Genomic DNA, 25,460 nt, shown 5'->3' with positions numbered 1-25,460 from the left:
GGGCTAAAATGGCGGGGTCTGACCCCCACCGCGGTAATGCGTTAAAGCAGCGGGGGTCAGACCCCTAAATAAAAAAAGAAACAGGTATTTCTCCTGTTTCTTTTACAAGGCTCCCATTGGAAAGTAGTGCATGATGGCAACGATTATGGCTACTACCAGAATGCTTGGCAACAGGTTAGCCACTCGGATTTTCGTCAAACCCACTAAATTCAGGCCAATAGCAAAAATCATCATTCCTCCTGTGCCTGTCATTTCCACTATAAAAGCATCCATCAATTCCTGAGGTACGAGCTGATTAATCTGGGTTGCAAACAAAGCAATTGTCCCTTGGTAAAGAACAACCGGGATGACGGAGAAAATAACCCCAATGCCAAGTGTCGTTGATAAAATAAGGGCTGTAAATCCATCAATGATTGCTTTCGTATACAGCACATTATGGTCATTCCGAATCCCACTATCCAGAGCTCCAATAATTGCCATCGCACCGATCACAAAAATCAATGTAGCAGTCACAAATCCCTGGGAAATGCTCCCTGTTCCGGTTGATCCCATCTTTTTTTCCAGCCATTTACCCACAGCGGCAAGCTTGTCATCAAGCGCCCACCATTCACCCAGTACTGCACCAATCACAAGACTGATAATGACAATTAAAAAATTTTCGCTTTTGAAGCCCATCTGCAGTCCAAGAGCTATGACAGCCAATCCAATCCCATACATGACTGTTTCCTTCATTTTTTCTGGAATGGTTTGTAGAAATCTTCCAAGCAACGTACCTATAATAATGCAGACTGCATTCACAATTGTCCCCAATAAAATCATGAGCTCACCCGACTTTTCCTATCAATGGAACTTCGTTTATTCGCTTAACCCCATTATTTCTAAAATACGTTCCAAATCTTCCGGGGAAAGAAACTCGATTTCAATTTTCCCCTTTTTCTTATTTTGACTAATTGTCACCGTTGTTCCAAATTTTTCTCTCAGATGATCTTCCCGTTCCCTTATAAAAACGTCTTTCTTAATGACTTTCTTTTTTGTTTCACGTGGAACATTTTCATTTAGTCTTTGGATTAGCCGCTCTAATTGACGGACGTTTAGTTCTTCTTTTATTGTCTGCTCCGCTACGGAAAGCATCTTGTTTTTCTGCTTAAGTCCAAGCAATGTCCTTCCATGACCCATTGTTAATTTTCCATCGGTAATCAGCTTTTGGATTTTTGGAGGCAATGTCAGCAACCTAACATGGTTAGCAATATAAGGCCTGCTTTTTCCAAGCCTTCTGGCAAGATCTTCCTGTGTAACGCCAAGCTTGTCCATTAAAGTTTGATAAGCCGCCGCTTCTTCCATTGGCGTCAGATCCTCACGTTGCAAGTTTTCCAACACAGCAAGTTCCATCATTTGAGAATCATTAAATTCTCGGACCACTGCAGGGATTTTTTTGAACTGTGCGGCTTTTGCTGCACGGAATCGCCTTTCCCCTGCAACAATTTCATAACCTTTTCCGCTTTTTCTTACGATAATAGGCTGTAAAATGCCGTGCTCCTTAATGGATTTCTTGAGCTCGTCAATCGCTTCAGCGGAAAAGATTTTCCGTGGTTGATAGGGATTAGGCTTGATTTCGGTCAATTGGATTTCTCGGACCATCTCCTCTGACCCTACATCCACATCTATGTTCGCAAACAAAGCATTAATGCCTTTTCCAAGTCCTTTAGCCAACTTCAGCCACTTCCTTTGCGAGTTCTAAGTAAACTTCCGCTCCCCTTGATCTAGGATCATAAATGATGATTGGCTGCCCGTGACTTGGCGCTTCACTCAGCCTGATATTTCTTGGAATCACTGTTTGATAGACTTTATTTTGAAAGTATTTCTTCACTTCCTGAATCACTTGGAGACCAAGATTAGTCCGGGCATCTAGCATCGTTAACAGCACACCCTCAATCATCAGCTCCTGATTTAAATGTTTTTGCACAATCCGAACTGTATTTAATAACTGACTGAGTCCTTCCAACGCATAATATTCGCATTGTACCGGTATTAATACTGAATCAGATGCCGTCAAGGCATTAATTGTCAGTAATCCGAGTGATGGAGGGCAATCTATCAAAATAAAATCATATTGATCCCTTACTTCATCCAAGGCGCGTTTTAAACGAACTTCCCTTGATATAGTCGGAACCAGCTCAATTTCAGCCCCTGCCAATTGAATAGTTGATGGGACCACTGACAGATTTTCCACCGCCGTCTCCTGGATTACCTTTTTAATATCTGCATCATCAACAAGCACGTCATAGACGCATTCGTTGACATCCCCTTTGTCAATCCCCGCTCCGCTTGTCGCATTCCCTTGCGGATCTATATCTACAATTAATACTTTTTTTCCGATGTAAGCCAAACAGGCCCCTAAATTGATAGAGGTGGTCGTTTTTCCGACTCCCCCTTTTTGGTTGGCTATGGAAATGATCTTTCCCAACAATTTCACCTACCCCTTACTTCCTACGAAAATTGTTCGCACCTAATCTATTTTAACAAATAATACGCAGCATTTAATCTTAAATCCTAAAATATTTAAAACATCATTTGTCACTTATAAAAAAGTAGTAGACAGCCGTTTCTCATACTATAAAAATACAGAAACAGTACTTTGTTTTGAAATGCATAAAAATAAAAAATCCGACTCTCTATTAAAAGAGCCGGATTTTTCCAATTTAGCAAATAATAAGGTGTTGAAAACATTATACAAAAACTAAGCCAATAAACAAATAGGCCATACTAGCAATTACCGCAACAGCTAGAGAATAGGGAATCTGTGTCTTTACATGATCCATATGATCTGATGCAGCACCACTTGATGCCAGCACTGTGGTATCTGACAAAGGCGAACAATGATCTCCAAACACCCCGCCGCCACAAACTGCCGCAATGGTAGCCAAAACAAGAGTAGTTACCTCATCTCCCGTAAAGCTAAACGCAAGCGGCACAGCCAGTGGCATGACAATGGCAAAAGTTCCCCATGAAGATCCTGTAGCAAAGGCAATAATCGCTGCCAGTACAAATGTAATCATTGGAAGAAGACTAGGAGTCAAAAAATTCTCTGTAATGGAAACAATATACTCTGCGGTTCCAATATCCTCAGTTAATTTATTTAATGAATAGGCAAAAGCCAATATGATGATTGCAGGCAAAACACCCTTCATCCCCGACGTTGCTGTTTTCATAATTTCATTAAAAGGAATCCCTTGTAATCTCATAATGATTCCCAAAACAACTGAAGCAGTCAGAAATGCTTCCATTGTTTTGGCAGAGTCTAATACAAAAAATGTGCCAATTGCTATGCTGATCACAATGATAACTGGCAAGAAAAGATTCAAAAATATATTTGTTTTAATTCCCTCATAAGGTGCTATCTCTGTTAACTCTTCTCCCATCAAGGGCTCGGCCCCATCGCGTAATACCTTCCCTTCCTTCATCGCCCGCTCTTCAGCCTTTTTCATTGGACCAAAATCCGGAATAATTTTTAGGGCTATCAATCCAACAAATAAGACTGACAGGAGTGCATAAAAATTAAAAGGGATGGCTTTGACAAATACTTTTATCGCTTCATCAGGACTTGCAATGGTTCCCATTCCTATTAACAATCCAGAAATAAAAACTGCCCATCCGGTTATAGGCATTAGTACACTTACTGGCGCCGAAGTAGAATCCGCTATATAGGCCAATTTCTCCCTTGATATCTTAGCTTTATCAGACAAATTTCGCATAGTAGACCCGACAAAAAGTGGGCTAAAGTAATCACTGAAGAATACAAACATACCTAAAAACCAAGAAACAAGCTGAGTTTTTACACGATTAAAGTTTTTTCTATCCATGATAGCTGAAAATCGTTGTATGGCTCCTGTTCTCTGAAAAAAGGCTATTAATACGCCTATAAAAAGCTCCAACAAAAATATCCACGAAAAGCTTGTGGTACCTAAAGCTTCCTTTAGTAGATTCGGAAAACCTAATAAACCTTGTCCGGCAACGAGGACACCAATAAAACAGGCAACCGCAAGCGAAAATACAGTATTTCTTGTAATAAATGCTAAGAGAATGGCAATGGTTGCGGGTAATAAAGAAAGTATACCTAACTCCATATTTTCTCCCCCCTTTTTGATTATTCATTAAGTGACATTATTTTTTGAGATTTCGATTGGATTTGTCCACTGCCTATGTTGAATTTTTCCTGTCTCCTCATGCGTTAAAATTCCTTTGTAAGCTGTTAGGCCCCGTCTTAAATATTCATTGTCCATTAAAGCCTGCTCAATTCCTTTATCGGCTATAGCCTGAATATGCGGGTACACAGCCGAAGCATAAGCAATAGAAGCGGTATTTGGTGCAGCCCCCGGAATATTATCAACGCCAAAATGAATAACATCATCGACTACATATACTGGCTCTTTGAAAGTTGTTGGTCGATAAGTTTCGATAGCTCCCCCGACGTCTGCGCTAATATCAACAATGACTGATCCTTTTTTCATCATTTTTAGCATTTCTTTTGTTATTAAATGGTCTTTACGATGTTTAGGCCATTTCACGCAATTAATAACTAAATCAGTCTGCGGCAGAAACTCTTTAATCGTTTCTTGATTGGAAAAGGCTGTCATCACATTTTTTTGAAAAAGATACTGTATCTCTCGCAAAGTCCCAATATTTACATCTAGTACCTTCACTTGTGCACGTAACGAGGAAAGAACATCAACTGCGCTTTTCCCAACAATACCCCCTCCCAATACCAAAGCTTGGATCCCAGGGACACCTCCGACACCCCCAACCAATTTCCCAATACCACCATTAGTTGTAAGTAAATACTGTGTTCCCAGTAAGGCACCTAATTTACCGGCTACTTCACAATTAGGAGATCCAAAACGATGAGTATCTTCTGCGGTTACGGCAATGACTTCTTTTTGTAATAATACGTCCACCTCATCTTTATTTGCAGCGGGATGCAGACAAGCAAATATAATTTGGCCCGGCTTCAGCAGTGAATATTCCTGATCATCAATTTCTTTTACTTTCACAACCAACTCCGATTGTTCAAAAATAGCTTTTGACTGATCAACAATTATTGCACCAGCTGCCACATAGTCTTCATTGGAAAAACCCGCCTTTTCCCCTGCGTCACTTTCTATTAACACCTCATGACCTGATTCAAACAGTAATTTTACCTCTTTTGGTGTCAATATAACACGTGACTCACCATCCTTTATTTCTTTTAAAATACCTATTTTCATAGCTCCTCATCCTTTCCTCAATTCATACAGATTAATGGTAATTACTTTGGTAAGTCCTTCTTTTTTCTATCTTTGCAAGTAATATGCCAAAAATATAAACAAAAAAATAAGACAAATCCTTTGATATAAAAGATCCGTCTTAAAAATTGCTAGCATTAAATTGAGGAAAGTGCCATAATCATAACACCCACTTGTTAAAATTATGGCAATTGAGTTGATGACCATCTGTAAACACTTTCATTAAATTGTAATCTTATACTGTTTCATTTTTGCTTGAAAAGTTTGCCTAGGAATATCTAGTAATCTTGCAGCTCTTGATACATTTCCTTCAGTCAGAACAATCGCCTCTTTAATTCGCTCTTTTTCCAATGTAGCGATTTCTTCTTTTAGTGGAAGCATCTCTTTTTCACTATCCGATTTGACAAGTCCCAACAATTTCATTTGCTGTTCCATGTGCTTAACCTGTAAAGTATCTTCGCAGACATCTACTTGGTTCATAGCATATTCGATGATGTTTTCAAGCTCTCTTATATTCCCTGGCCAATCATGGTTGTGGAGGGATATTAAGGCATCCTTGGATATATGGGCTATCTTTTTTGATAACTTCTTATTGAACTTTCCAATAAAGTAATCAATCAATACTCTAATGTCCTCTTTCCTTTCCCTCAGCGGTGGAATAGCTACCATCATAACCCCTATCCTATAGTATAAATCCTGACGTAGTATTCCTTCCTTTATACATTGGACTGGATGGATATTCGTTGCAGTTATAAGACGAACATCTACGCTTCTTAGGTGCGAATCACCTATCCTTCGAACATATCCCTCTTCTAGTACCCTTAGAAGCTTTGCCTGTAAATGAATTGGCATAGAATTGATCTCGTCGAGAAAGAGAGTCCCTCCATCAGCTAATTCGAACAAGCCGGGATTATTTTCCGCGCCTGTAAAACCCCCGCGTTTTGTGCCGAATAAGATACTTTCAATTAAAGTTTCAGGCAATGCTGCACAATTTTGAGTAATAAATGGCTTGGACCTGCGATCGCTTGCATTATGGATTGCATGAGCAAACAGCTCTTTTCCGGTTCCCGTTTCACCGTAGATAATAACCGGCGAATCACCTTGAGCCATGTTCTTGACTGACCTTTTTATTGAAAGCACTTCTTCGTTTTCTGTAATAATATCATCCAGCGTAAAAAAAGCTCTTTCCGGTTTTACCTTCTCCTTTAAATGTTTAACTCTAAATGAATTTGGGTCAATCTCCACAACAGAAGTTGACAATTGGCCTGTCACGCTTATATCTTTAGACAATTCAATTGCACCAATAATTTTTCCGTTTGCCTTAATGGGGAGAGAAATATTTGTAGTTTTATTTTTATTCCCATTAAAATCAACAATGGACTGACTTGCTCTAAATATTGGAGTTCCACTTCTCATAGCTTGAAAAAGGGTACTGCTTGTCTCATTAATCATTGGAAAAACAGAAAATAGATTCTGTCCAATAATTCCTGCATTTTCATCAATTTCACTATGGAACTTAGGATTAAACTTGATGGTGAACAATATAGTACCCTTTGTATCAACTATACTAATCCCATCAATATATTTGAGCTGTTCTAGCAAAACTCCACCTCCAAACTTGCATTTACAGAGAAAGCGGCGAGTAAAGTACAGGATCATTACCCTATCAAAAAAGGGCACAAAACAATAAGGAATCCTGATAAATTTGCATTATCAGGATTCTAATCTATCCAAAAGGAAAGCTCGATATTAATCTATAATACGATAAAACATCTTAAATAATAGCAAGTAAATACATTCTTATTTTTTTGGAATTTTAATAGTAATTTGGTAATACTGATCGAAATCTTCCTCTGTGGAATCCAGTTTAATTCCTGTATCAGCTACCATAGAAAGTGACTGGCGAATCGTATTGACGGCAATCCGCATATCTTTGCTGATCGCTTTCGTCCTTTTGGCAGGCTTAGGCTTGTCGCTCGATAGGATCTTGTCCACCTGCTCTTCCGTCTGTTTGACATTCAGATTCTTCTCAATAATGACTTCCATTAATTTAATTTGTTTCTCTGCGTCTTTTAATGGAATCAAAGCACGGGCATGACGCTCGGTGATTTCCTTTTTTAAAAGACCTTCCTGTACTTCTTCCGGAAGTTTAAGAAGACGAAGTTTGTTTGCCACAGTGGATTGACCTTTTCCAAGCCTCTGAGCCAATGCTTCCTGCGTCAAATTATGAAGCTCCAGCAGCTTTCCGTATGCTAAGGCTTCTTCAATAGGAGTCAGTTCCTCCCTTTGCAGGTTCTCTATCAAAGCGACGGAGGCGGTCTCCGTGTCATTCATATTTTTAATAATCGCGGGTATTTCATCCCAGCCAAGCATCTTGACAGCGCGAAATCTCCGTTCGCCCGCAATAATTTCAAATTGTTCATTTTCTGCTTCTCTGACGACAATCGGCTGGATGATTCCGTGTGTATGGATCGTACGGGCCAGTTCCTCTATTTTTGAATCATCAAAAATAGTCCGTGGTTGAAACCGGTTCGGAGTAATGGCGGAAACAGAAATATTCCTAACTTCTTCCCGTTCTACCAAATCTTCTGCCTCTCTCTCATTCTCTACAGGCAGCTCTTTATCACCCAAGCCAAAAAAACGCGAGAAAGGATGTTTCATCCTTCTACACCACCTTGAAATAGTAACTCCCTTTTATACATCATACTATTTTTTAAGCTATTTTTCCTGCCGTATTTTAAAAAGCAGGAAACAGCTAAGCAACAATTCTAGTTTATCCACGCTCTATACTTAAAATATAAAAAATTATTCCAATGGCAATTTATTGGGAGTCCCTGGCTTTCGTGGGAATTTTTTAGGTGTTTTTTTCACCTTTTCCACGATAATAATATTACGTTCACTTTCTTCGATCGGCAGTTGGAAAGAATGGACATCCACTAATTTTCCACCGAGCTGCTTGAGCGCTTTTTCACTAGCGGCAAGTTCCTCTTCTGCATTGGCTGCCTTTAGAGCAACGAATAGCCCATCCTGTTTGACAAGCGGCAAGCAAAGTTCACTCAAAACAGACATTCTTGCAACAGCACGTGCCGTCACCATATCAAACTGCTCACGGAACTCTTCTTTTTTCGCAAAGGTTTCCGCCCTATCATGAAAAAAGAATGTGTCGTTAAGCTCCAATTCCTTTGCAAGCTCATCTAGAAAAGTGATTCGTTTTTTCAATGAATCTACAATCGTTACTTTAATATCTGGAAAGCAGATTTTCAGTGGAATACTTGGAAACCCGGCACCTGCTCCAACATCACAAAGTGATAAAGTTTGATTAAAATCGAGAAAAAAAGCGGCACTCACCGAATCATAGAAGTGTTTTAAATACACTTCATCATGATCGGTGATTGCTGTTAAATTCATTTTTTCATTCCACTCTACAAGGAGCTTGTAATAAAGTTCGAATTGTTCCAACTGGCGGGCACTCAATTCGATTCCTTTGTTCTTTAATTGTTCCGTAAATTGCTCAATATTCATTTAGTTGACCCTTTCTTAAGCATGTTGAGGGATAATGATTGTCTAGCTCCAAGCGCCTTTCGGCTAATAGATTTCGCGGACTCCTCCTACGATAAGTCAACATCGGCTCGCCTATGGCTTCGCCGTGTTCCTTTATCTCGTTGGAGCCGCTCCAGTCTGTACGTTGATGAGCAGGTACTTTCGCTTTTCTACTGTCCAGCTTCAGGGGGACTCGAGGTCCCCCTGAAGCTTCACTGGTGCTTGTCGCACCTAAGCCACCGTCTTACACTTTTCTTATACCCGAGCAATTTTTCCATGCTCAATATACACTAAAAGGATGGAAATATCTGCCGGATTGACTCCTGAAATGCGGGACGCTTGAGCTATGGAAAGCGGACGCACTTTGTTCAGCTTCTGCCGTGCCTCTGTTGCAATTCCATTGATGGCCTCATAATCAATATCTTCAGGTATCTTCTTATTCTCAAGTTTTTTCAGTTTTTCCACCTGTAGCAAAGATTTCTCGATGTAGCCATCGTATTTGACCTGAATTTCCACTTGTTCGATCACATCTTCAGGTAGCTCTTTTTCAGCAGGTATCAACTGGATAATATGAGAGTACTTCATTTCAGGCCGCTTCAACAAATCGGATGCACGAATCCCGTCTTTCAATTCGCTTCCGCCTGCTTCTCGGATAAGCGCCTGGGTTTGTTCATTCGGCTTTAAAATTGTTTTTTGCAGACGTTTGATTTCTGTTTCTATATCTGCTTTTTTCTTCATGAATCTCTCATGTCTTTCCTGGGAAATTAATCCGATTTTATGCCCAATATCTGTCAGGCGCAAATCGCAATTATCCTGGCGGAGCAAAAGTCGGTATTCTGCACGCGAAGTCAGCAATCGATATGGTTCATTCGTTCCTTTTGTGACAAGATCGTCAATTAGGACACCAATATAAGCGTCTGAGCGGCTTAGAATCACTTCATCTTTTCCGAATATATTTCTTGCTGCGTTAATTCCCGCCATTAATCCTTGGGCCGCTGCCTCTTCATATCCGGATGTACCGTTGATCTGCCCGGCAGTGTAAAGATTTTTAATTTTTTTCGTTTCCAATGTCGGCCAGAGCTGAGTAGGTACGATTGCATCATATTCAATAGCATATCCCGGTCTCATCATCCGGGCATTTTCCAATGCTGGAATTGTTTTGAGCAGCTTATGCTGTACTTCTTCCGGCAAACTGGTTGATAACCCCTGAACATACACCTCATTTGTATGCCGTCCTTCCGGCTCCAAGAAAATTTGATGGCGCGGCTTGTCACTGAAACGTACTACCTTATCTTCAATGGAAGGACAGTAGCGGGCGCCTGTTCCTTTGATCATTCCTGAAAACATCGGGGATCGATGCAGGTTTTCATCAATTAGTCTATGGGTATGTTCATTCGTATACGTCAGCCAGCACGGCAACTGGTCAGTGATCGTTTTCGTTGTTTCATAGCTGAATGCCCTTGGTTCCTCATCTCCTGGCTGGATCTCCGTCAAACTATAATCAATTGTCTGGCTGTTGATCCGCGGCGGTGTTCCCGTTTTAAATCGCTCCATTTCAAAGCCAAGCTCTTGCAAATGTTCCGAAAGCTTGATAGAGGGCTGCTGATTATTTGGGCCGCTTGAATATTTCAATTCACCCAAAATGATTTCACCACGAAGGAACGTTCCCGTTGTGATGACAACAGCTTTGGAGCGGTAAATAGCGCCTGTCATTGTAACAACACCATGGCATATCCCGTCTTCTACAATCAGCTCGTCGACCATGCCCTGATGCAAAGTAAGATTTGGTTCATTTTCAAGTGTATTTTTCATTTCATGCTGATATTGGAACTTGTCTGCCTGTGCCCGTAAGGCTTGGACTGCCGGTCCTTTTCCGGTATTCAGCATTCTGATTTGAATAGCTGTTTTGTCGATGTTTTTACCCATCTCACCGCCAAGAGCGTCGATTTCCCTAACGACAACACCTTTAGCCGGACCGCCGATGGACGGGTTGCACGGCATGAAAGCGACCATGTCCAGATTGATCGTAATCATCAAAGTTTTTGCACCCATTCTGGCAGCAGCCAGTCCTGCTTCACTTCCAGCATGCCCCGCTCCTATTACAATGATGTCATATTGACCTGCTTCAAATTGCTGCATCCTTCTTACCTCCTTTAAATTATTTTCCTAAACAAAATTGAGAGAATAGCTGATCAATCAAACTATCCTGTACCGTATCTCCGATAATTTCGCCAAGCAGTTCCCATGTTCTTGTCATATCGATTTGGACAATATCAATTGGAGTGCCCGCTGCGATACCTCCTTGCACATCTTCTATTGCTTGAAGCGCCTGATGTAAAAGCGCGATATGCCGACTGTTTGAGACATAAGTGATATCACCGGCTTCCAATTCTCCATGGAAAAACATATCTGCTATCGCCTGCTCCAGATCGTCAATGCCTTCTTCCTGGAGCAAAGATGTAGTAATGATCCTATGTTTTTGGGCAACTTGTTTTACTTCATTCATATCTATTTTCCGTGGCAGATCCGTCTTATTGACAATCACAATGACATCCATGCCTTCTACAGCTGCAAACAGCTGCTCATCCTCCCGGGTGAACGGTTCAGCTGAATTCAGCACGAGTAAAATCAGATCTGCTTCCTTAAGGACCTTTCTTGACCGCTCAACACCGATTCTTTCCACTATATCTTCCGTTTCCCTTATCCCCGCTGTATCCACCAGGCGTAAAGGTACTCCACGTACGTTCACATATTCTTCAATGACGTCCCTTGTTGTTCCCGGAATATCTGTAACAATCGCTTTATTTTCCTGAACAAGACTATTAAGCAGTGATGACTTGCCGACATTCGGACGACCAATAATGACCGTCGATAGTCCTTCACGCAATATTTTACCTTGTTCAGCTGTTTTTAGTAATTTGTTTATCTCTATTTGAATATGATCCGCTTTTTCAGTTAACATGCGATGCGTCATTTCTTCCACATCATCATATTCAGGATAGTCGATATTCACTTCCACATGTGCCAACGTTTCAAGAATTTCCTGACGCAAACCAGTGACCAATTTAGAAAGACGCCCTTCCATTTGATCCAGAGCCACATTCATCGCCTTGTCTGTTTTTGCACGGATTAAATCCATCACAGCTTCTGCCTGGGATAAATCGATTCTTCCATTTAGAAATGCTCTTTTGGTAAATTCGCCAGGTTCTGCAAGACTTGCCCCGTTGTTCAACACCAATTGAAGCACACGATTAACGGACACCATCCCACCGTGGCAATTGATTTCCACAACATCTTCTTTCGTATATGTTCGTGGTGCCCTCATTACACTTACCATTACTTCCTCTATCGTTTCCTCTGTTTCCGGCCGGATGAGCCGTCCATAATGAATCGTATGGGAAGCGACCTCTTCCAACCTCTTTCCACTTGCACCTCGAAAGATTTTGTCCGCTATCTCAACTGCTTCCTCACCACTAATCCGGACGATGGCGATTCCGCCTTCTCCGAGCGGCGTGGAAATTGCCGCTATCGTTTCAAAATCCAACATGCTCACCACTTCTTTTTAAAAATATATTTAAATGAATCCACAGTAAATTTATCGTCCAAAACCACCGGCCCTATCCACAAGCTAAAAGCCGCACTCTTTATTTTAACTTATCCACATGTGAATAACAATGCGGTAGAATTACGTTTTTTTCAAAAAATAATGAGATAGAAAGAAGAAGGATTTCACCAAGGAGAAGGAGACAAATATCGAGGGTAGATCTTTAGGATAAGCCCCTTTATATGGTTAAAAAACAAAGGGGTGTTTTTACGGATTTTCGAGTGTCTAGGCTGGAATGTTTCTTCATACTTGTACTTAATGGCCTCCTCTTCTTGCCATTTCCATATAAGAAAAGCGAAAAGCGCGTAGCCTTAGTCGACAAGCACAAGAGTATCAATTACATTGTGAAAAGCTTTCTTTAGTCGGCTTCATGTAGCTTTGCAACGAAGGAAACACAGGATTCCTTGAAGAAGCTGTGCTACTGGAGCATATCTCCCTGAACTTCCGGGTGATTTGCCAATGTCCCCTAGCCGCTTCAAACCACCACATCCTATCGCTTTTGGTGCCCTAGTACTTCCTGTACATCATAGACACATAAAAGCTTAAATATTTCATCTAATTTTATACAAAAAAACACCTCCCATATTTGGGAGATGTCATTTCGGCTGGATCACAACATATCGATTTGGCTCTTCCCCTTTGGAAATCGTCTCGACATCTTGGCTTTCAGCAAGTATTGTATGTATGATTTTTCGTTCATAATTGGGCATAGGCTCCAGTGAAACAGGCTCTCCTATCTGCGTTGCTTTAGAGGCAAGCCTTTCTGCAAGACGTACAAGAGTTTCCTTCCGTCTATCCCGATAATCTTCCGGATTCAGGATCACTCTTATGTAATGAGATGAGTGACGGTTGGCTACAAGCTGTGTCAAATATTGTAAGGCATTCAGGGTTTGCCCTCTTTTTCCAATAAGCAAGCCCATCTTTTCGCCCGAAATATTGAACAAAACATTGCGACCATCTTTTTCGACAATGTCCATTTCCGCTTCAATTCCCATATTTTGAACGATGTCTTGTAAAAACTGCTTAGCTGATTCGATAGCACCCGGCTTCGCTGTCACCTCAACGACAACCGGGCGTGATCCAAACAGTCCAAATAATCCTTTTTTTCCTTGGTCAATAATGTTAACTTCCACTTGATCTTCTGTAGTTTCTAGTTGAGCCAAAGCCGATTGTACTGCTTCTTCCACGGTTGATCCGGTTGCAGTGACTTGTCTCACTTCTTAGTTCCCCTCACCTTTCCGTCTTTGGCAGCTGTACTTGCAACAACCGGGGGCTTAATAAAATACGTCTGAACAATCATGAAGATATTACCGACCACCCAGTATAACGAAAGCGCTGCTGGAAAATTGATTGCAAAGATCATAATCATGACCGGCATAATGTAAAGCATCATTTGCATTTGTGGATTAGCACCTTCTGTACCAGCCATCATGAGCTTTTGCTGTAGGAAAGTCGTAACCCCAGCAACGACTGGTAATATGTAGAAAGGATCCGGTGCACCCAAGTCAAACCAAAGGAATGTATGAGTCGCAATTTCCTCAGTTCTGATAATAGCCTGGTAGAAACCGATCAGAATCGGCATTTGAATTAACAGTGGGAAACAACCCGCGAGCGGGTTAACATTATGCTTTTGGAAAAGCTGCATCATTTCCTGCTGCAATTTTTGTTGTGTTTGTGCATCTTTGGAACTGTATTTCTCTCTCAACTTCTGCATTTCCGGCTGCAGCACCTGCATTGCTTTTGAATTCTGTGTCTGCTTAATCATCAGCGGCAGGATTGCTAAACGAATCAGTAATGTAACAATCACGATTCCCAATCCGTAGCTATTTCCTAAAAGTTCGGCAGTATTTGTAATGAGCCATGATAAAGGATAAACAATATATTTGCTCCAAAAACCAGTGCTTTCAGCTGTGATGGGCACAGGGTCATTGATTGTTGAGCAGCCCGCTGCTATGACTACAAATGCAAGCAATGTAGTCATGAGTAGTATTCTTTTTTTCAAACTTCATATCCTCCTGTGTATGAAAATAACCCTGTAAGGGCATTAGATATGGTCTATCGGTTATTTTAACACTTTTTATTGCCGCTGTTGATTAAAATCATTTTTATTTTTTTCATGTTTTATCTTTTTCAGACTTTTTCCAAGCCGGAGGACATGTTCCAGGCTTTTCTTTATTGAATGATAATCCATTTCGGCCGCCGGTTTCCTGGCGATGATGACAAAATCCTTATTGTGGCTGATTTGCTCCTCAAGCTCATGAAAAGCTTGGCGTATACAGCGCTTGATTCTATTCCTCATAACTGCATTTCCAATCTTTTTGCTCACAGATAGACCGATCCTGAAATGGTTCTGTTTCTCTTTTTCCAGCATATATATGACAAACTGTCTGTTTGCCACTGATTTTCCTTTTTTAAACACTGCTTGAAATTCTGCATTTTCCTTGATCCTAAATGCTTTTTTCATACCTCCACCTCAACAAAGAAAAGCGCAAATGCCTGTCCAGCAATGTAGATACTGAAATGTCTTTGATGAAATAAAAGATCAGGAAGTACAAGGGTACCTGTCGATCCGCCCAAGCCCTGGTGAACTCTAAAAAATATGTAGCTTGCAGCATTGAGGTAACCTCTCCATCAAGACCAATCATGACTTATCAGCCTGCAAGTCATGATGTGCTGGATTTAGACAGTTCTTCGGCACTTTTCTAATTAGAAAAAAGACCACTGAGACGTTTCAGTGGTCTACGCTGACAATACTTTTCTTCCTTTACGACGACGAGCTGCTAAAATTCTACGACCTGTTTTTGAGCTCATTCTTGTACGGAAGCCATGAACCTTGCTTCTTTTTCTTCTATTTGGTTGGAATGTTCTTTTCATTTATGACACCTCCTCGAGGATTTAAACAATCACAGGTTAGACAGTCTTACTAATTATAAAGATGTGATTCAATGATTGTCAACCTCTCATTTTTATTTTTCTGCAGATCCAACTTCTCCAAATTGATTAATTTTTGCTTGTGGATTATTTGTGAAATCATTTTTTCTTATTCACATCAATTATCGACAAGTTTTTCACATATTCTCCAGCTGTTAATAATTTTTTTCTGGCAAAATTTATTAATGTGGATAATGCCTTCCGTTCATTGCAGTCCTTTGCTTTATTTGGTATGATTAAATTGTTTTTACTGTGGAGAGCTTTTCTTGTCCAATGTGTTATCCACAGATTGTGAATAACATGTGGATTGTTTATTCACCCGTTATGAATATCATTGTCCACAATTAGTGGATATTGTCGAAAAGGACTCTTTCTACTATATTATATACTTTTCCACATTTACTAGACCCTCAAAAGGAAATCCAATTCTCGATATTAGTATGAAGCAAAGGAGGTACAGTATTGGAAAACCTGTCCGATCTTTGGGAGAAGGTGCTTGAAAAAATAGAAACGAAGATCAGTAAGCCGAGTTTTGATACATGGCTTAAATCCACGGAAGCGCATGAACTTCAAGGCGATACTATGACAATCGCTGTTCCCAATGAGTTTGCAAGAGACTGGCTTGAAGGCCGCTATACAAATTTAATCTCCAAAATTTTGTATGAGCTAGTTGGAGAAAATTTGAATATAAAATTCATTATTCCTCCTGATGCGGAAGATGAACTGAAAAAAGAAACGGCTCCAAGCTCAAGTTCTATCCAAGAAATAAAAAGAGAAGAAACATATCAAAGCATGCTTAATCCTAAATATACATTTGACACATTTGTCATCGGAGCGGGCAACCGTTTCGCTCATGCAGCATCTCTTGCGGTCGCCGAAGCGCCCGCAAACGCATATAATCCGCTTTTCATCTACGGAGGTGTCGGTTTGGGGAAAACCCATTTGCTTCACGCAATCGGCCACTATGTACTCGAACACAATCCGTTGGCAAAAGTGGTTTATTTATCTTCTGAAAAATTTACTAATGAGTTCATTAACTCGATTCGGGATAATAAAGCGGTCGATTTTAGAGATAAGTATCGAAATGTGGATGTGCTTTTAATAGACGATATTCAATTTATAGCCGGAAAAGAACAAACACAAGAGGAATTTTTCCATACATTTAATACCCTTCATGAAGAAAGCAAGCAAATTATTATTTCAAGTGACAGGCCTCCTAAAGAGATTCCAACTTTAGAAGACAGGCTAAGATCACGATTTGAATGGGGACTGATTACAGATATCACTCCTCCTGATCTAGAAACTAGAATCGCCATTTTACGGAAAAAGGCGAAAGCTGATGGCCTCGACATTCCAAATGAAGCCATGCTGTACATAGCGAATCAGATTGATACAAATATCCGGGAACTTGAGGGCGCACTAATCCGTGTTGTTGCCTATTCCTCGTTAATCAATAAAGATATTAACGCTGACTTGGCAGCTGAGGCATTAAAAGATATCATTCCTAGTTCAAAACCAAAGATCATTACCGTTTTGGATATTCAAAAAACAGTTGGTGCCGAATTTAACGTTAAATTAGAAGACTTCAAAGCGAAAAAACGAACAAAGTCCATTGCTTTTCCAAGGCAGATTGCTATGTTCCTCTCCAGAGAACTGACAGACCTCTCTCTTCCTAAAATTGGGGAAGAATTTGGAGGACGGGACCATACAACAGTCATTCACGCCTATGATAAAATTTCAAAAATGATGGAATCTGATACGGAATTCCAAAACATCATTAACGGCATTCGTGATTCATTAAAGAATCCATAATGGGGATGATGTGTATAAGTGTGCCTTGTTGTTTCACACGATGTCCACATGTGAGTAACTTGTGTTTTTCAATCATTCACATACTTATCAACATATCCACAGCCCCTACTACTATTACTACGAATTTTATATTTAAAAGATTAATATATAAAGGCTGAAACGAGGGAAGAAATTATGAAGTTTATCATTCAGCGTAATCGGCTGATCAATAGTGTTCAACATGTCATGAGGGCCGTTTCTTCAAGAACGACTATTCCTATTCTGACGGGAATAAAGATTGTTGCTAACAATGATGGGATTACCTTTACAGGAAGTGACTCTGATATATCAATTGAGTCATTTATTCCTATTGAAGAAGATGACAATCAGATAATTGAAATGATAGAAACAGGGAGTATTGTCCTTAATGCAAGGTTTTTCGGGGATATTGTCAGAAAGCTTCCAATGGATACAGTTGAAATCTCTACAGAAGATTCCCAACATGTACTCATTAAATCAGGGAAAGCGGAGTTCAATTTAAATGGGTTCGACCCTTCTGAATATCCACTCCTCCCTCAGATTTCAGAAGAAGATGTTTTCTCAATCCCAGGTGATCTCTTAAAAACAATGATTAGACAAACTGTATTTGCAGTGTCCACCTCAGAAATACGCCCCATCTTGACAGGTGTAAACTGGCAGATCGAAAATGGGAATCTTGTTTGTGTTGCTACAGATAGTCATCGACTTGCGAAGAAAATTTCGCCAATTGATATTCCAAAGGACATGAGCTATCAAACTGTCATTCCGGGAAAAAGTCTCCTTGAGCTTAGTAAAATCTTGGATGACAGCGATCAGCCTGTTCATATTGTTATTACCGACAACCAAATACTGTTTAAGACGAAAAACATTCATTTCTTTACTAGAAGATTGGAAGGGAATTATCCAGATACTTCCCGTCTGATTCCAACTGATTACAAAACAAATATTACACTTGATGGAAAAATGTTTAACGATGCCATAGACCGTGCTTCTTTATTGGCAAAAGAAGAAAGAAATAACGTTGTTAAACTCGCCTCTCAAGGGGGAGATATGTTGGATATATCTTCGAATACTCCTGAAATTGGCTACGTTTCTGAGGAGATCCCAATTGGAGTACTTGAAGGAGAAGAGTTGACGATATCCTTCAGCGCAAAATACATGATGGAAGCCTTAAGAGCTGTGGATGGAACAGATATAACAATTAGTTTCACAGGAGCGATGAGACCATTTATCATCCGTTCAGATGAAGACCCGTCCATTTTGCAATTAATTTTACCTGTCAGGACTGCTTAATTAAACCTGCCTTTCCGGCGGGTTTTTTCCTTTTGGGAACTTTTCTACCCTTTGTCATACTGTTAAATCTTTAGTAAAATAAAGATAGTAGATTACTTTATACGAAAAGAGTGAGAATGTGGAAACAAAAATCAAAATTGAGACGGATACCATTACACTGGGACAGTTTTTGAAGCTTGCTGACTTGATTCAATCCGGAGGGATGGCCAAGTGGTTTTTAAGCGAACATACAGTCCTTGTGAATGGAGAACAGGAGCAGAGAAGAGGACGAAAGCTTGTGGAAGGCGATCTGCTTGAAATTACAGGGGTTGGAAGTTTCCTTGTTGTCCACTAAAGGATGTTGACCCGATGTATATTGAAGAACTGGCACTGGAAAATTATCGGAACTATGAACAACTCTCGCTATCTTTTGAAAATAAAGTAAACGTCTTTGTCGGAGAAAACGCCCAAGGTAAAACAAATGTCATGGAAGCAATCTATGTCTTGGGTATGGCCAAATCCCACAGAACGTCCAATGATAAAGAATTGATACGTTGGGATGAGGATTATGCTAAAATGGAGGGTAGGGTCAAAAAGATAAACGGATCTGTCCCTTTGCAGTTAATTATTTCCAAAAAAGGGAAAAAAGCAAAATTCAATCATATCGAGCAGAGGAAGTTAAGCCACTATGTAGGAAATATGAATGTCGTCATGTTTGCGCCTGAAGATCTGCGTCTTGTCAAAGGGAGCCCTCAAACAAGGCGTCGTTTTATTGATATGGAGATTGGTCAGGTATCGCCGGTCTATCTTTATGATATCGGACAGTATCAAAAGATTTTGCAACAGCGGAATCATTATTTGAAACAGCTGCAGACAAAACGGCAAACCGACCAGACATTCTTGGATATTTTAGATGAGCAATTTATCAGTGTAGCCATCAAAATTATCAAAAAAAGATTCGAATTCATCCATCTGCTGCAGGGATGGGCTAAACCGATTCATGCCGGCATTTCCCGCGGGCTGGAAACGCTGAGCATTCAATATAAACCCTCTTTGGATGTATCAGAAATGCTTGATTCGTCCACAATGATTACCGTATTTGAAGAAAAGATTTCATCGATCAGAGAAAGGGAAATTGATCGTGGAATTAGTCTGGTTGGCCCTCATCGAGACGATGTGAATTTTTTTGTCAATGGGCGTGATGTTCACACGTTCGGTTCACAGGGGCAACAACGGACAACCGCCCTTTCAGTGAAATTGGCTGAAATTGAACTGATTTATTCAGAAATTGGAGAATATCCGATTCTTCTGTTGGATGATGTACTCTCAGAATTGGACGACTACCGCCAATCACATTTGCTCAATACGATTCAAGGGAAAGTCCAAACGTTTGTCACAACAACAACGACAAGCGGAATTGACCATCAGACAATTAAAGAGGCGGACAGTTTTTTTGTGCAAAACGGAACCATTACAAAAGCGCAATGAGGTGAACGCTAATGTATGTCCATTTGGGTGATGACGTGATGATCCGCTCCAGTGAAATCATCGCTATTCTAGATAAACAGACAGTCATGGATTCTGAAGAGATGAAGGGACTACTCGAAAAAAGGAAGTCCGAATTGATGAACATTTCAAATGGCACCTTTAAGTCCCTAGTCATTACTTCAGCCCATATGTATCTTTCACCCATTGCAATTGCCACTTTAAGGAAAAAGGCGCTGAGCGGCGTACCGACGAACGGGTAAGGTTCATGAAATAGATGGAAAGTGCAGGTGAATCCTCAATGTCAATGGAACAAAAAGCATTGCAGGAACAAACGTATGATGAACATCAAATCCAGGTGCTGGAAGGGCTTGAAGCGGTCCGGAAGCGTCCCGGAATGTATATTGGCTCCACAGGTATCAGAGGTCTTCATCATCTTGTGTGGGAAATAGTCGATAACAGTATCGATGAGGCCATGGCAGGCTATTGTGATGAAATAGTGCTTACCATCGAAGCTGATAACAGTATCACTGTTCAAGATAATGGGCGCGGGATCCCTGTCGGAATCCAAGAAAAAATGGGACGTCCAGCCGTAGAAGTCATTTTGACAGTACTCCATGCTGGCGGTAAATTTGGCGGCGGCGGGTATAAAGTGTCCGGCGGTCTTCATGGCGTTGGCGCATCCGTTGTAAATGCGCTATCCAGTGAGCTGGAAGTATATGTTCATTTGAATGGGAAAATCCATTATCAAAAGTATGAACGTGGAGTCCCTCTTTTTGATTTGAAAGTGATCGGGGATACCGAAAGAACAGGAACAACCATTCATTTCAAACCTGATCCTGAAATTTTCACGGAATCAGTCATATATGATTTTGAAACTCTTTCTTCTCGTACCCGGGAATTGGCTTTTTTAAACAAAGGGTTGAAATTGATCATTGAAGATAAGCGTGAGGAAGATCCGGCTGTAAAAGAGTATCACTACGAAGGCGGGCTCATTTCTTATGTAGAGCATTTAAACAGATCAAAAGAAGTTCTTCACGATGACCCGATCTACATTGAGGGCGAACGTGAAGACATATCAATTGAAATCGCCATGCAATATAACGATGGATATGCGAGCAACTTATACTCATTTGCGAACAATATCCATACGTATGAAGGCGGAACGCATGAATCTGGGTTTAAAGCTGCATTGACAAGGGTCATTAATGACTATGCGCGTAAAAGCCAAATCTTTAAAGAAAATGACAGCAATCTTTCCGGGGAAGATGTCAGGGAAGGCTTAACAGCCATTATCTCTATCAAACATCCGGACCCGCAATTTGAAGGACAAACGAAAACGAAGCTAGGGAACTCGGAAGCGCGCGCCATAACTGATGCACTTTTCTCTGAACACTTTGAGAAATTTTTATTGGAGAACCCATCATTGGCAAGGAAAATTGTTGAAAAAGGTACCATGGCGGCTAGAGCGCGCATGGCAGCCAGAAAAGCGCGGGAGTTGACCCGCCGTAAAAATGCACTGGAAATTTCTCATCTTCCCGGCAAACTAGCCGATTGTTCTTCAAGAGATGCTTCGATTAGCGAATTATATATCGTTGAAGGAGATTCCGCTGGAGGGTCAGCAAAACAGGGGCGTGATCGTCATTTTCAAGCCATTTTGCCTTTGAAAGGTAAAATTATCAATGTTGAAAAGGCGAGATTAGACCGGATTTTCTCCAATGCTGAGGTGCGTGCGATCATAACAGCACTTGGAACCGGGATCGGTGAAGAATTTGATATTTCAAAAGCAAGATACCATAAAGTTATCATCATGACGGACGCAGACGTGGATGGTGCCCATATCCGGACATTGCTGCTCACTCTATTCTATCGCTACATGCGTCCGCTTGTTGAAGCTGGTTATATCTATATTGCTCAACCTCCTCTATTTAAAATTAGCCAAGGGAAAAAAGACATGTATACCTATTCTGAGCGTGAATTGGAAGCCGCTCTGGCGGAACTACCGAAACAGCCAGTACCGGGTGTGCAGCGCTATAAAGGTTTAGGAGAAATGAATCCGGAGCAGCTATGGGAAACAACAATGAACCCTGAAACAAGGACACTTTTACAAGTTGGCCTTGAGGACGCTATTGATGCGGATGAAACATTCGATATGTTGATGGGAGAAAAAGTCGAACCACGGCGTTTGTTCATTGAAGAAAATGCTTTGAATGTAAAAAATCTGGATATATAACCGATTGGTTGAAAGCAAGTGATGCAGTAATAAAATTTGCTGCTTCACTCGTTTTTTTTAAGGAAGAAAGCATTAAAATTTTTCATGGATAAAGATTCGGAAACGTATATGCTTTGTCCAGCGACAGCTAGTGCAGGCGCAGTGATAGAACACTGCCTGTTACCAGATACAGCGCCTAGTCCACATGGATCAAGCTGCTGCTTCTCTGTGCGGCTGAGGAACTGCCCCTCGGGAATATCATAATTTGCCCTGAGCAAGGCGTCTATGCTTTTCTTGAAGGAAGGAAGGTTTTGAGTTTATGACAGACATGCCCGATAACGTAAAGGAAATAAATTTAAGCCAGGAGATGCGTTCATCGTTTCTCGACTACGCGATGAGCGTTATCGTTGCTCGTGCCCTTCCCGATGTCCGCGACGGCCTGAAGCCGGTTCATCGCCGGATATTATATGCTATGAACGATTTGGGAATGACGAGTGACAAAGCGTATAAGAAATCAGCGAGGATTGTCGGTGAGGTAATTGGGAAGTATCATCCGCACGGTGATTCGGCTGTATATGAAACAATGGTGCGGATGGCACAAGATTTTAGCTATCGGTATATGTTGGTGGATGGTCACGGAAACTTCGGTTCCATTGACGGCGACTCAGCGGCCGCCATGCGGTACACAGAAGCGAGAATGTCAAAGATCTCTATGGAACTTGTAAGAGATTTAAACAAAGATACAATTGATTATAAGGACAACTACGATGGTTCGGAAAAAGAGCCGGCTGTTTTACCTTCGCGCTTTCCGAATCTGCTTGTTAATGGTTCTTCGGGAATTGCTGTTGGGATGGCAACCAATATTCCACCTCACCAGCTTGGTGAAGTAATTGATGCTATTATTTCATTGAGTAAAGATCCTGATATGACTATTCAGGAATTGATGGAGCATGTTCAAGGCCCAGATTTTCCAACTGCTGGTCTGATTGTCGGAAGAAGCGGAATCCGCCGGGCCTATGAAACAGGCCGCGGCTCCATCATGATGCGGGGAAAAGTTGAAATTGAAACAAAGTCGAACGGCAGGGAGACAATCATTGTCAACGAACTTCCTTTCCAGGTCAATAAAGCAAGGCTCATCGAGCGGATTGCTGAACTTGTCCGTGAGAAAAAAATCGATGGAATTACTGAACTACGGGACGAGTCGGATCGTGTTGGTATGCGAATCGTCATGGAGGTTCGCCGGGATGCCAACGCCAATGTCATTTTAAACAACTTATATAAAATGACAGCACTGCAATCAAGCTTCGGTATCAATATGCTTGCATTGGTAGATGGACAGCCAAAGGTTTTAAACCTAAAGCAATGTCTTTACCATTATTTGGAGCACCAAAAAGTCATTATCAGAAGACGGACGGAATATGAGTTGCGCAAAGCAGAGGCGCGGGCCCATATTCTTGAAGGACTTCGAATTGCATTGGACCACATTGATGCGATTATCAGCCTCATTAGAGGATCAAAGACTACAGAGATTGCTAGAGCCGGCTTGATGGAACAATTCAGCTTGAGTGAAAAGCAGGCTCAAGCCATTCTTGATATGAGGCTTCAGCGCTTGACTGGATTAGAGAGAGAGAAAATTGAAGAAGAGTATCAAAATCTGGTGAAGTTGATTGCCGAATTAAAGGCAATTTTGGCTCAAGAGGAGAAGATTCTTGAAATCATCAGGGAAGAGCTTCTTGAAATTAAGGAACGCTTCGATGATGGCCGCCGTACGGAAATTGTTGCTGGCGGAGTAGGCCATATGGAAGATGAGGATCTCATTCCAAGAGAAAATATCGTTGTCACGCTTACTCATAACGGATATATTAAGCGACTTCCAATTTCAACATATAGGAGTCAACGTCGCGGTGGGCGTGGTGTGCAGGGAATGGGTACAAATGAAGATGACTTTGTTGAGCATCTTATTACAACATCTACTCACGATACCATTTTGTTTTTTACAAACAAGGGGAAGGTGTATCGGACAAAGGGATATGAAATCCCTGAATACAGCAGAACAGCCAAAGGGCTGCCGATCATTAACCTGCTTGGTATAGAAAAAGGCGAATGGATTAACACGATTATCTGTGTCGAAGAGTTCTTGGAAGATTGGAATTTATTCTTTGCAACAAAACAGGGTGTGGTAAAACGGACACCAGTTTCCGCATTTGCTAATATTAGAACGAATGGGTTAATCGCCCTCAATCTCAGAGAACATGACGAACTAATCTCAGTTAAATTAACGGATAATAGTAATAATATTGTGATAGGAACGAAAGAAGGTCTTCTCATCCGTTTCCACGAAACCGACGTACGCTCAATGGGAAGAACGGCAACAGGTGTGCGGGGGATCAACCTATCTGACAAGGATGAAGTCATTGGAATGGAAATCCTTGAAGAAGATCATGATGTCCTCGTTGTCACAAAAAACGGTTACGGCAAGCGTACTCCAGCAGAGGATTACCGAATTCAATCGCGCGGTGGGAAGGGAATCATTACGTGCAATATTACAGAAAAGACCGGAACAGTCGTTGCTCTTGAAACGGTAAAAGGTGATGAGGACATTATGCTCATCACAGCGGGTGGTGTTTTGATCAGAATGTCTGTAGAAGACATTTCGATACTCGGGAGAAATACCCAAGGTGTTATTTTGATCAGACTGGATGATGAAGAGTCTGTAGCCACAGTGGCCAAAGTGGAAACATCTGAAGGATTTGAGGAAGATTCTGATGCTCCAGACGATGAGGACACAGCAGACGAAGAATGATAAGAATCTTGAACATGAAAGCGCCAAGTTGGCGCTTTTTTTGGATTTGATAGAGTATAATCAGGTATTTTTGAAAAAACATCTGGAACTTTTATGCTGTGTTGAAAGTTTTTTTCGAAAAAGCATTGCCAGATTAAATAAAAGGTGTTATATTATTAATCGCTGTCCAAACAGGTTGTCACATAAAAAAACTTTTTTAAAAAAGTAGTTGACGCCCAAAAGATAGTTTGATATGATATAAAAGTCGCTCAGGAGAGCACGAAAAACAAAAGCAAGTTTGATCTTTGAAAACTGAACGAAACGAACGTCAATAATTTGATGTAACAATGGTTTTAAACCATTGCCAGCTAGAGCAAGGAACAAAGGCTAAGTTCGCCACATCCTGTGGTAACGCCTTTGCTAGTACATCCTGTACTTCGAAACTTTTATGAGAGTTTGATCCTGGCTCAGGACGAACGCTGGCGGCGTGCCTAATACATGCAAGTCGAGCGGATGAAGGGGAGC

Annotated in this window: 21 protein-coding genes and 1 rRNA gene; 8 read left to right on the top strand and 14 right to left on the bottom strand. The window is 41.0% G+C overall.

The features are described 5' to 3' along the window. Window positions 1–102 precede the first annotated feature (102 nt). The 14 genes from H9631_RS10880 to rpmH all read right to left on the bottom strand — a co-directional run bounded on the left by H9631_RS10880 (window position 103) and on the right by rpmH (window position 15,297). Window positions 103–819 (bottom strand): DUF554 domain-containing protein, encoded by a 717-nt coding sequence (locus tag H9631_RS10880; RefSeq protein ID WP_191812687.1) that lies wholly within the window; start codon window positions 817–819, stop codon window positions 103–105. Window positions 820–855: 36 nt separating this feature from the next. Further along, on the bottom strand, window positions 856–1,710 hold the full coding sequence (locus H9631_RS10875) for a ParB/RepB/Spo0J family partition protein (protein ID WP_191812685.1): 855 nt from the start codon (window positions 1,708–1,710) through the stop codon (window positions 856–858). Further along, window positions 1,703–2,464 (bottom strand): ParA family protein, encoded by a 762-nt coding sequence (locus tag H9631_RS10870; protein WP_191812787.1) that lies wholly within the window; start codon window positions 2,462–2,464, stop codon window positions 1,703–1,705. The genes H9631_RS10875 and H9631_RS10870 overlap by 8 nt, the downstream gene beginning before the upstream one ends. Window positions 2,465–2,726: 262 nt before the next feature. Further along, window positions 2,727–4,124, bottom strand: coding sequence for a Na+/H+ antiporter NhaC family protein (locus H9631_RS10865; RefSeq protein WP_191812683.1), 1,398 nt, complete (start codon window positions 4,122–4,124; stop codon window positions 2,727–2,729). A gap of 27 nt (window positions 4,125–4,151) precedes the next feature. Continuing rightward, window positions 4,152–5,261 carry an alanine dehydrogenase gene (locus tag H9631_RS10860; RefSeq protein ID WP_191812681.1) on the bottom strand — a complete coding sequence of 370 codons (1,110 nt, stop codon included), beginning with the start codon at window positions 5,259–5,261 and terminating at the stop codon, window positions 4,152–4,154. A 240-nt stretch (window positions 5,262–5,501) separates the two neighbouring features. Next, window positions 5,502–6,881, bottom strand: coding sequence for a sigma-54 interaction domain-containing protein (locus tag H9631_RS10855; RefSeq protein WP_225220979.1), 1,380 nt, complete (start codon window positions 6,879–6,881; stop codon window positions 5,502–5,504). Between the two features lie 198 nt (window positions 6,882–7,079). Continuing rightward, window positions 7,080–7,940 (bottom strand): nucleoid occlusion protein, encoded by an 861-nt coding sequence (gene noc / locus H9631_RS10850; protein WP_191812677.1) that lies wholly within the window; start codon window positions 7,938–7,940, stop codon window positions 7,080–7,082. A 144-nt stretch (window positions 7,941–8,084) separates the two neighbouring features. Beyond that, window positions 8,085–8,801, bottom strand: a complete 717-nt coding sequence (gene rsmG / locus H9631_RS10845) for a 16S rRNA (guanine(527)-N(7))-methyltransferase RsmG (protein WP_191812675.1) — start codon at window positions 8,799–8,801, stop codon at window positions 8,085–8,087. Between the two features lie 273 nt (window positions 8,802–9,074). Next, window positions 9,075–10,958 carry a tRNA uridine-5-carboxymethylaminomethyl(34) synthesis enzyme MnmG gene (mnmG, locus tag H9631_RS10840; protein WP_191812673.1) on the bottom strand — a complete coding sequence of 628 codons (1,884 nt, stop codon included), beginning with the start codon at window positions 10,956–10,958 and terminating at the stop codon, window positions 9,075–9,077. Between the two features lie 19 nt (window positions 10,959–10,977). Beyond that, a complete protein-coding gene (gene mnmE, locus H9631_RS10835) occupies window positions 10,978–12,366 on the bottom strand; it encodes a tRNA uridine-5-carboxymethylaminomethyl(34) synthesis GTPase MnmE (RefSeq protein ID WP_318246797.1) in 1,389 nt (462 codons plus the stop codon). 653 nt (window positions 12,367–13,019) lie between these two features. Then, entirely contained in the window at window positions 13,020–13,640 is a 621-nt protein-coding gene (gene jag / locus H9631_RS10830; protein WP_191812671.1) for an RNA-binding cell elongation regulator Jag/EloR, read from the bottom strand. Then, window positions 13,637–14,425, bottom strand: coding sequence for a YidC family membrane integrase SpoIIIJ (gene spoIIIJ, locus H9631_RS10825; protein WP_191812669.1), 789 nt, complete (start codon window positions 14,423–14,425; stop codon window positions 13,637–13,639). Before spoIIIJ ends, jag begins: the two co-directional genes overlap by 4 nt. A gap of 75 nt (window positions 14,426–14,500) precedes the next feature. Continuing rightward, window positions 14,501–14,887, bottom strand: a complete 387-nt coding sequence (rnpA, locus tag H9631_RS10820; RefSeq protein ID WP_191812667.1) for a ribonuclease P protein component — start codon at window positions 14,885–14,887, stop codon at window positions 14,501–14,503. 275 nt (window positions 14,888–15,162) lie between these two features. Beyond that, window positions 15,163–15,297: a 50S ribosomal protein L34 gene (gene rpmH, locus H9631_RS10815; RefSeq protein WP_120119205.1), complete on the bottom strand. Its 135-nt coding sequence runs from the start codon at window positions 15,295–15,297 to the stop codon at window positions 15,163–15,165. Between the two features lie 519 nt (window positions 15,298–15,816). Between rpmH and dnaA the strand changes: the two genes are divergently transcribed. The 8 genes from dnaA to H9631_RS10775 all read left to right on the top strand — a co-directional run. Further along, the gene (dnaA, locus tag H9631_RS10810) at window positions 15,817–17,166 is read left to right on the top strand and encodes a chromosomal replication initiator protein DnaA (protein WP_191812665.1); all 1,350 of its coding nucleotides are present in this window, start codon (window positions 15,817–15,819) and stop codon (window positions 17,164–17,166) included. A gap of 174 nt (window positions 17,167–17,340) precedes the next feature. Further along, window positions 17,341–18,477 (top strand): DNA polymerase III subunit beta, encoded by a 1,137-nt coding sequence (gene dnaN / locus H9631_RS10805; RefSeq protein WP_191812663.1) that lies wholly within the window; start codon window positions 17,341–17,343, stop codon window positions 18,475–18,477. A 118-nt stretch (window positions 18,478–18,595) separates the two neighbouring features. Then, window positions 18,596–18,811 (top strand): S4 domain-containing protein YaaA, encoded by a 216-nt coding sequence (yaaA, locus tag H9631_RS10800; protein WP_191812661.1) that lies wholly within the window; start codon window positions 18,596–18,598, stop codon window positions 18,809–18,811. Between the two features lie 14 nt (window positions 18,812–18,825). After that, a complete protein-coding gene (recF, locus tag H9631_RS10795; protein ID WP_191812659.1) occupies window positions 18,826–19,944 on the top strand; it encodes a DNA replication/repair protein RecF in 1,119 nt (372 codons plus the stop codon). Between the two features lie 11 nt (window positions 19,945–19,955). Then, on the top strand, window positions 19,956–20,204 hold the full coding sequence (gene remB / locus H9631_RS10790; protein WP_191812657.1) for an extracellular matrix regulator RemB: 249 nt from the start codon (window positions 19,956–19,958) through the stop codon (window positions 20,202–20,204). 44 nt (window positions 20,205–20,248) lie between these two features. Beyond that, window positions 20,249–22,174, top strand: coding sequence for a DNA topoisomerase (ATP-hydrolyzing) subunit B (gene gyrB, locus H9631_RS10785; protein WP_191812783.1), 1,926 nt, complete (start codon window positions 20,249–20,251; stop codon window positions 22,172–22,174). A gap of 298 nt (window positions 22,175–22,472) precedes the next feature. Further along, on the top strand, window positions 22,473–24,956 hold the full coding sequence (gyrA, locus tag H9631_RS10780) for a DNA gyrase subunit A (protein WP_191812655.1): 2,484 nt from the start codon (window positions 22,473–22,475) through the stop codon (window positions 24,954–24,956). A gap of 423 nt (window positions 24,957–25,379) precedes the next feature. Then, window positions 25,380–25,460, top strand: a 16S ribosomal RNA gene (locus tag H9631_RS10775); the annotation flags it as partial.

The organism is Bacillus norwichensis, from assembly GCF_014836955.1.
GTDB lineage: Bacteria > Bacillota > Bacilli > Bacillales > Bacillaceae_C > Siminovitchia > Siminovitchia norwichensis.
The sequence above is the reverse complement of the archived record's forward strand: the minus strand, read 5'-3'. Positions and strand labels throughout refer to the sequence as shown.

Excerpts from the sequence above, each read along its gene's own strand:
- noc (WP_191812677.1), bottom strand. The coding sequence starts at position 7,940 with ATGAAACATCCTTTCTCGCGTTTTTTTGGCTTGGGTGATAAAGAGCTG.
- remB (WP_191812657.1), top strand. The coding sequence starts at position 19,956 with ATGTATGTCCATTTGGGTGATGACGTGATGATCCGCTCCAGTGAAATC.
- gyrA (WP_191812655.1), top strand. The coding sequence starts at position 22,473 with ATGACAGACATGCCCGATAACGTAAAGGAAATAAATTTAAGCCAGGAG.
- mnmE (WP_318246797.1), bottom strand. The coding sequence starts at position 12,366 with ATGTTGGATTTTGAAACGATAGCGGCAATTTCCACGCCGCTCGGAGAA.
- rsmG (WP_191812675.1), bottom strand. The coding sequence starts at position 8,801 with ATGAATATTGAGCAATTTACGGAACAATTAAAGAACAAAGGAATCGAA.
- rpmH (WP_120119205.1), bottom strand. The coding sequence starts at position 15,297 with ATGAAAAGAACATTCCAACCAAATAGAAGAAAAAGAAGCAAGGTTCAT.
- dnaN (WP_191812663.1), top strand. The coding sequence starts at position 17,341 with ATGAAGTTTATCATTCAGCGTAATCGGCTGATCAATAGTGTTCAACAT.
- recF (WP_191812659.1), top strand. The coding sequence starts at position 18,826 with ATGTATATTGAAGAACTGGCACTGGAAAATTATCGGAACTATGAACAA.
- H9631_RS10880 (WP_191812687.1), bottom strand. The coding sequence starts at position 819 with ATGATTTTATTGGGGACAATTGTGAATGCAGTCTGCATTATTATAGGT.
- H9631_RS10860 (WP_191812681.1), bottom strand. The coding sequence starts at position 5,261 with ATGAAAATAGGTATTTTAAAAGAAATAAAGGATGGTGAGTCACGTGTT.
- H9631_RS10865 (WP_191812683.1), bottom strand. The coding sequence starts at position 4,124 with ATGGAGTTAGGTATACTTTCTTTATTACCCGCAACCATTGCCATTCTC.
- gyrB (WP_191812783.1), top strand. The coding sequence starts at position 20,249 with ATGGAACAAAAAGCATTGCAGGAACAAACGTATGATGAACATCAAATC.
- rnpA (WP_191812667.1), bottom strand. The coding sequence starts at position 14,887 with ATGAAAAAAGCATTTAGGATCAAGGAAAATGCAGAATTTCAAGCAGTG.
- mnmG (WP_191812673.1), bottom strand. The coding sequence starts at position 10,958 with ATGCAGCAATTTGAAGCAGGTCAATATGACATCATTGTAATAGGAGCG.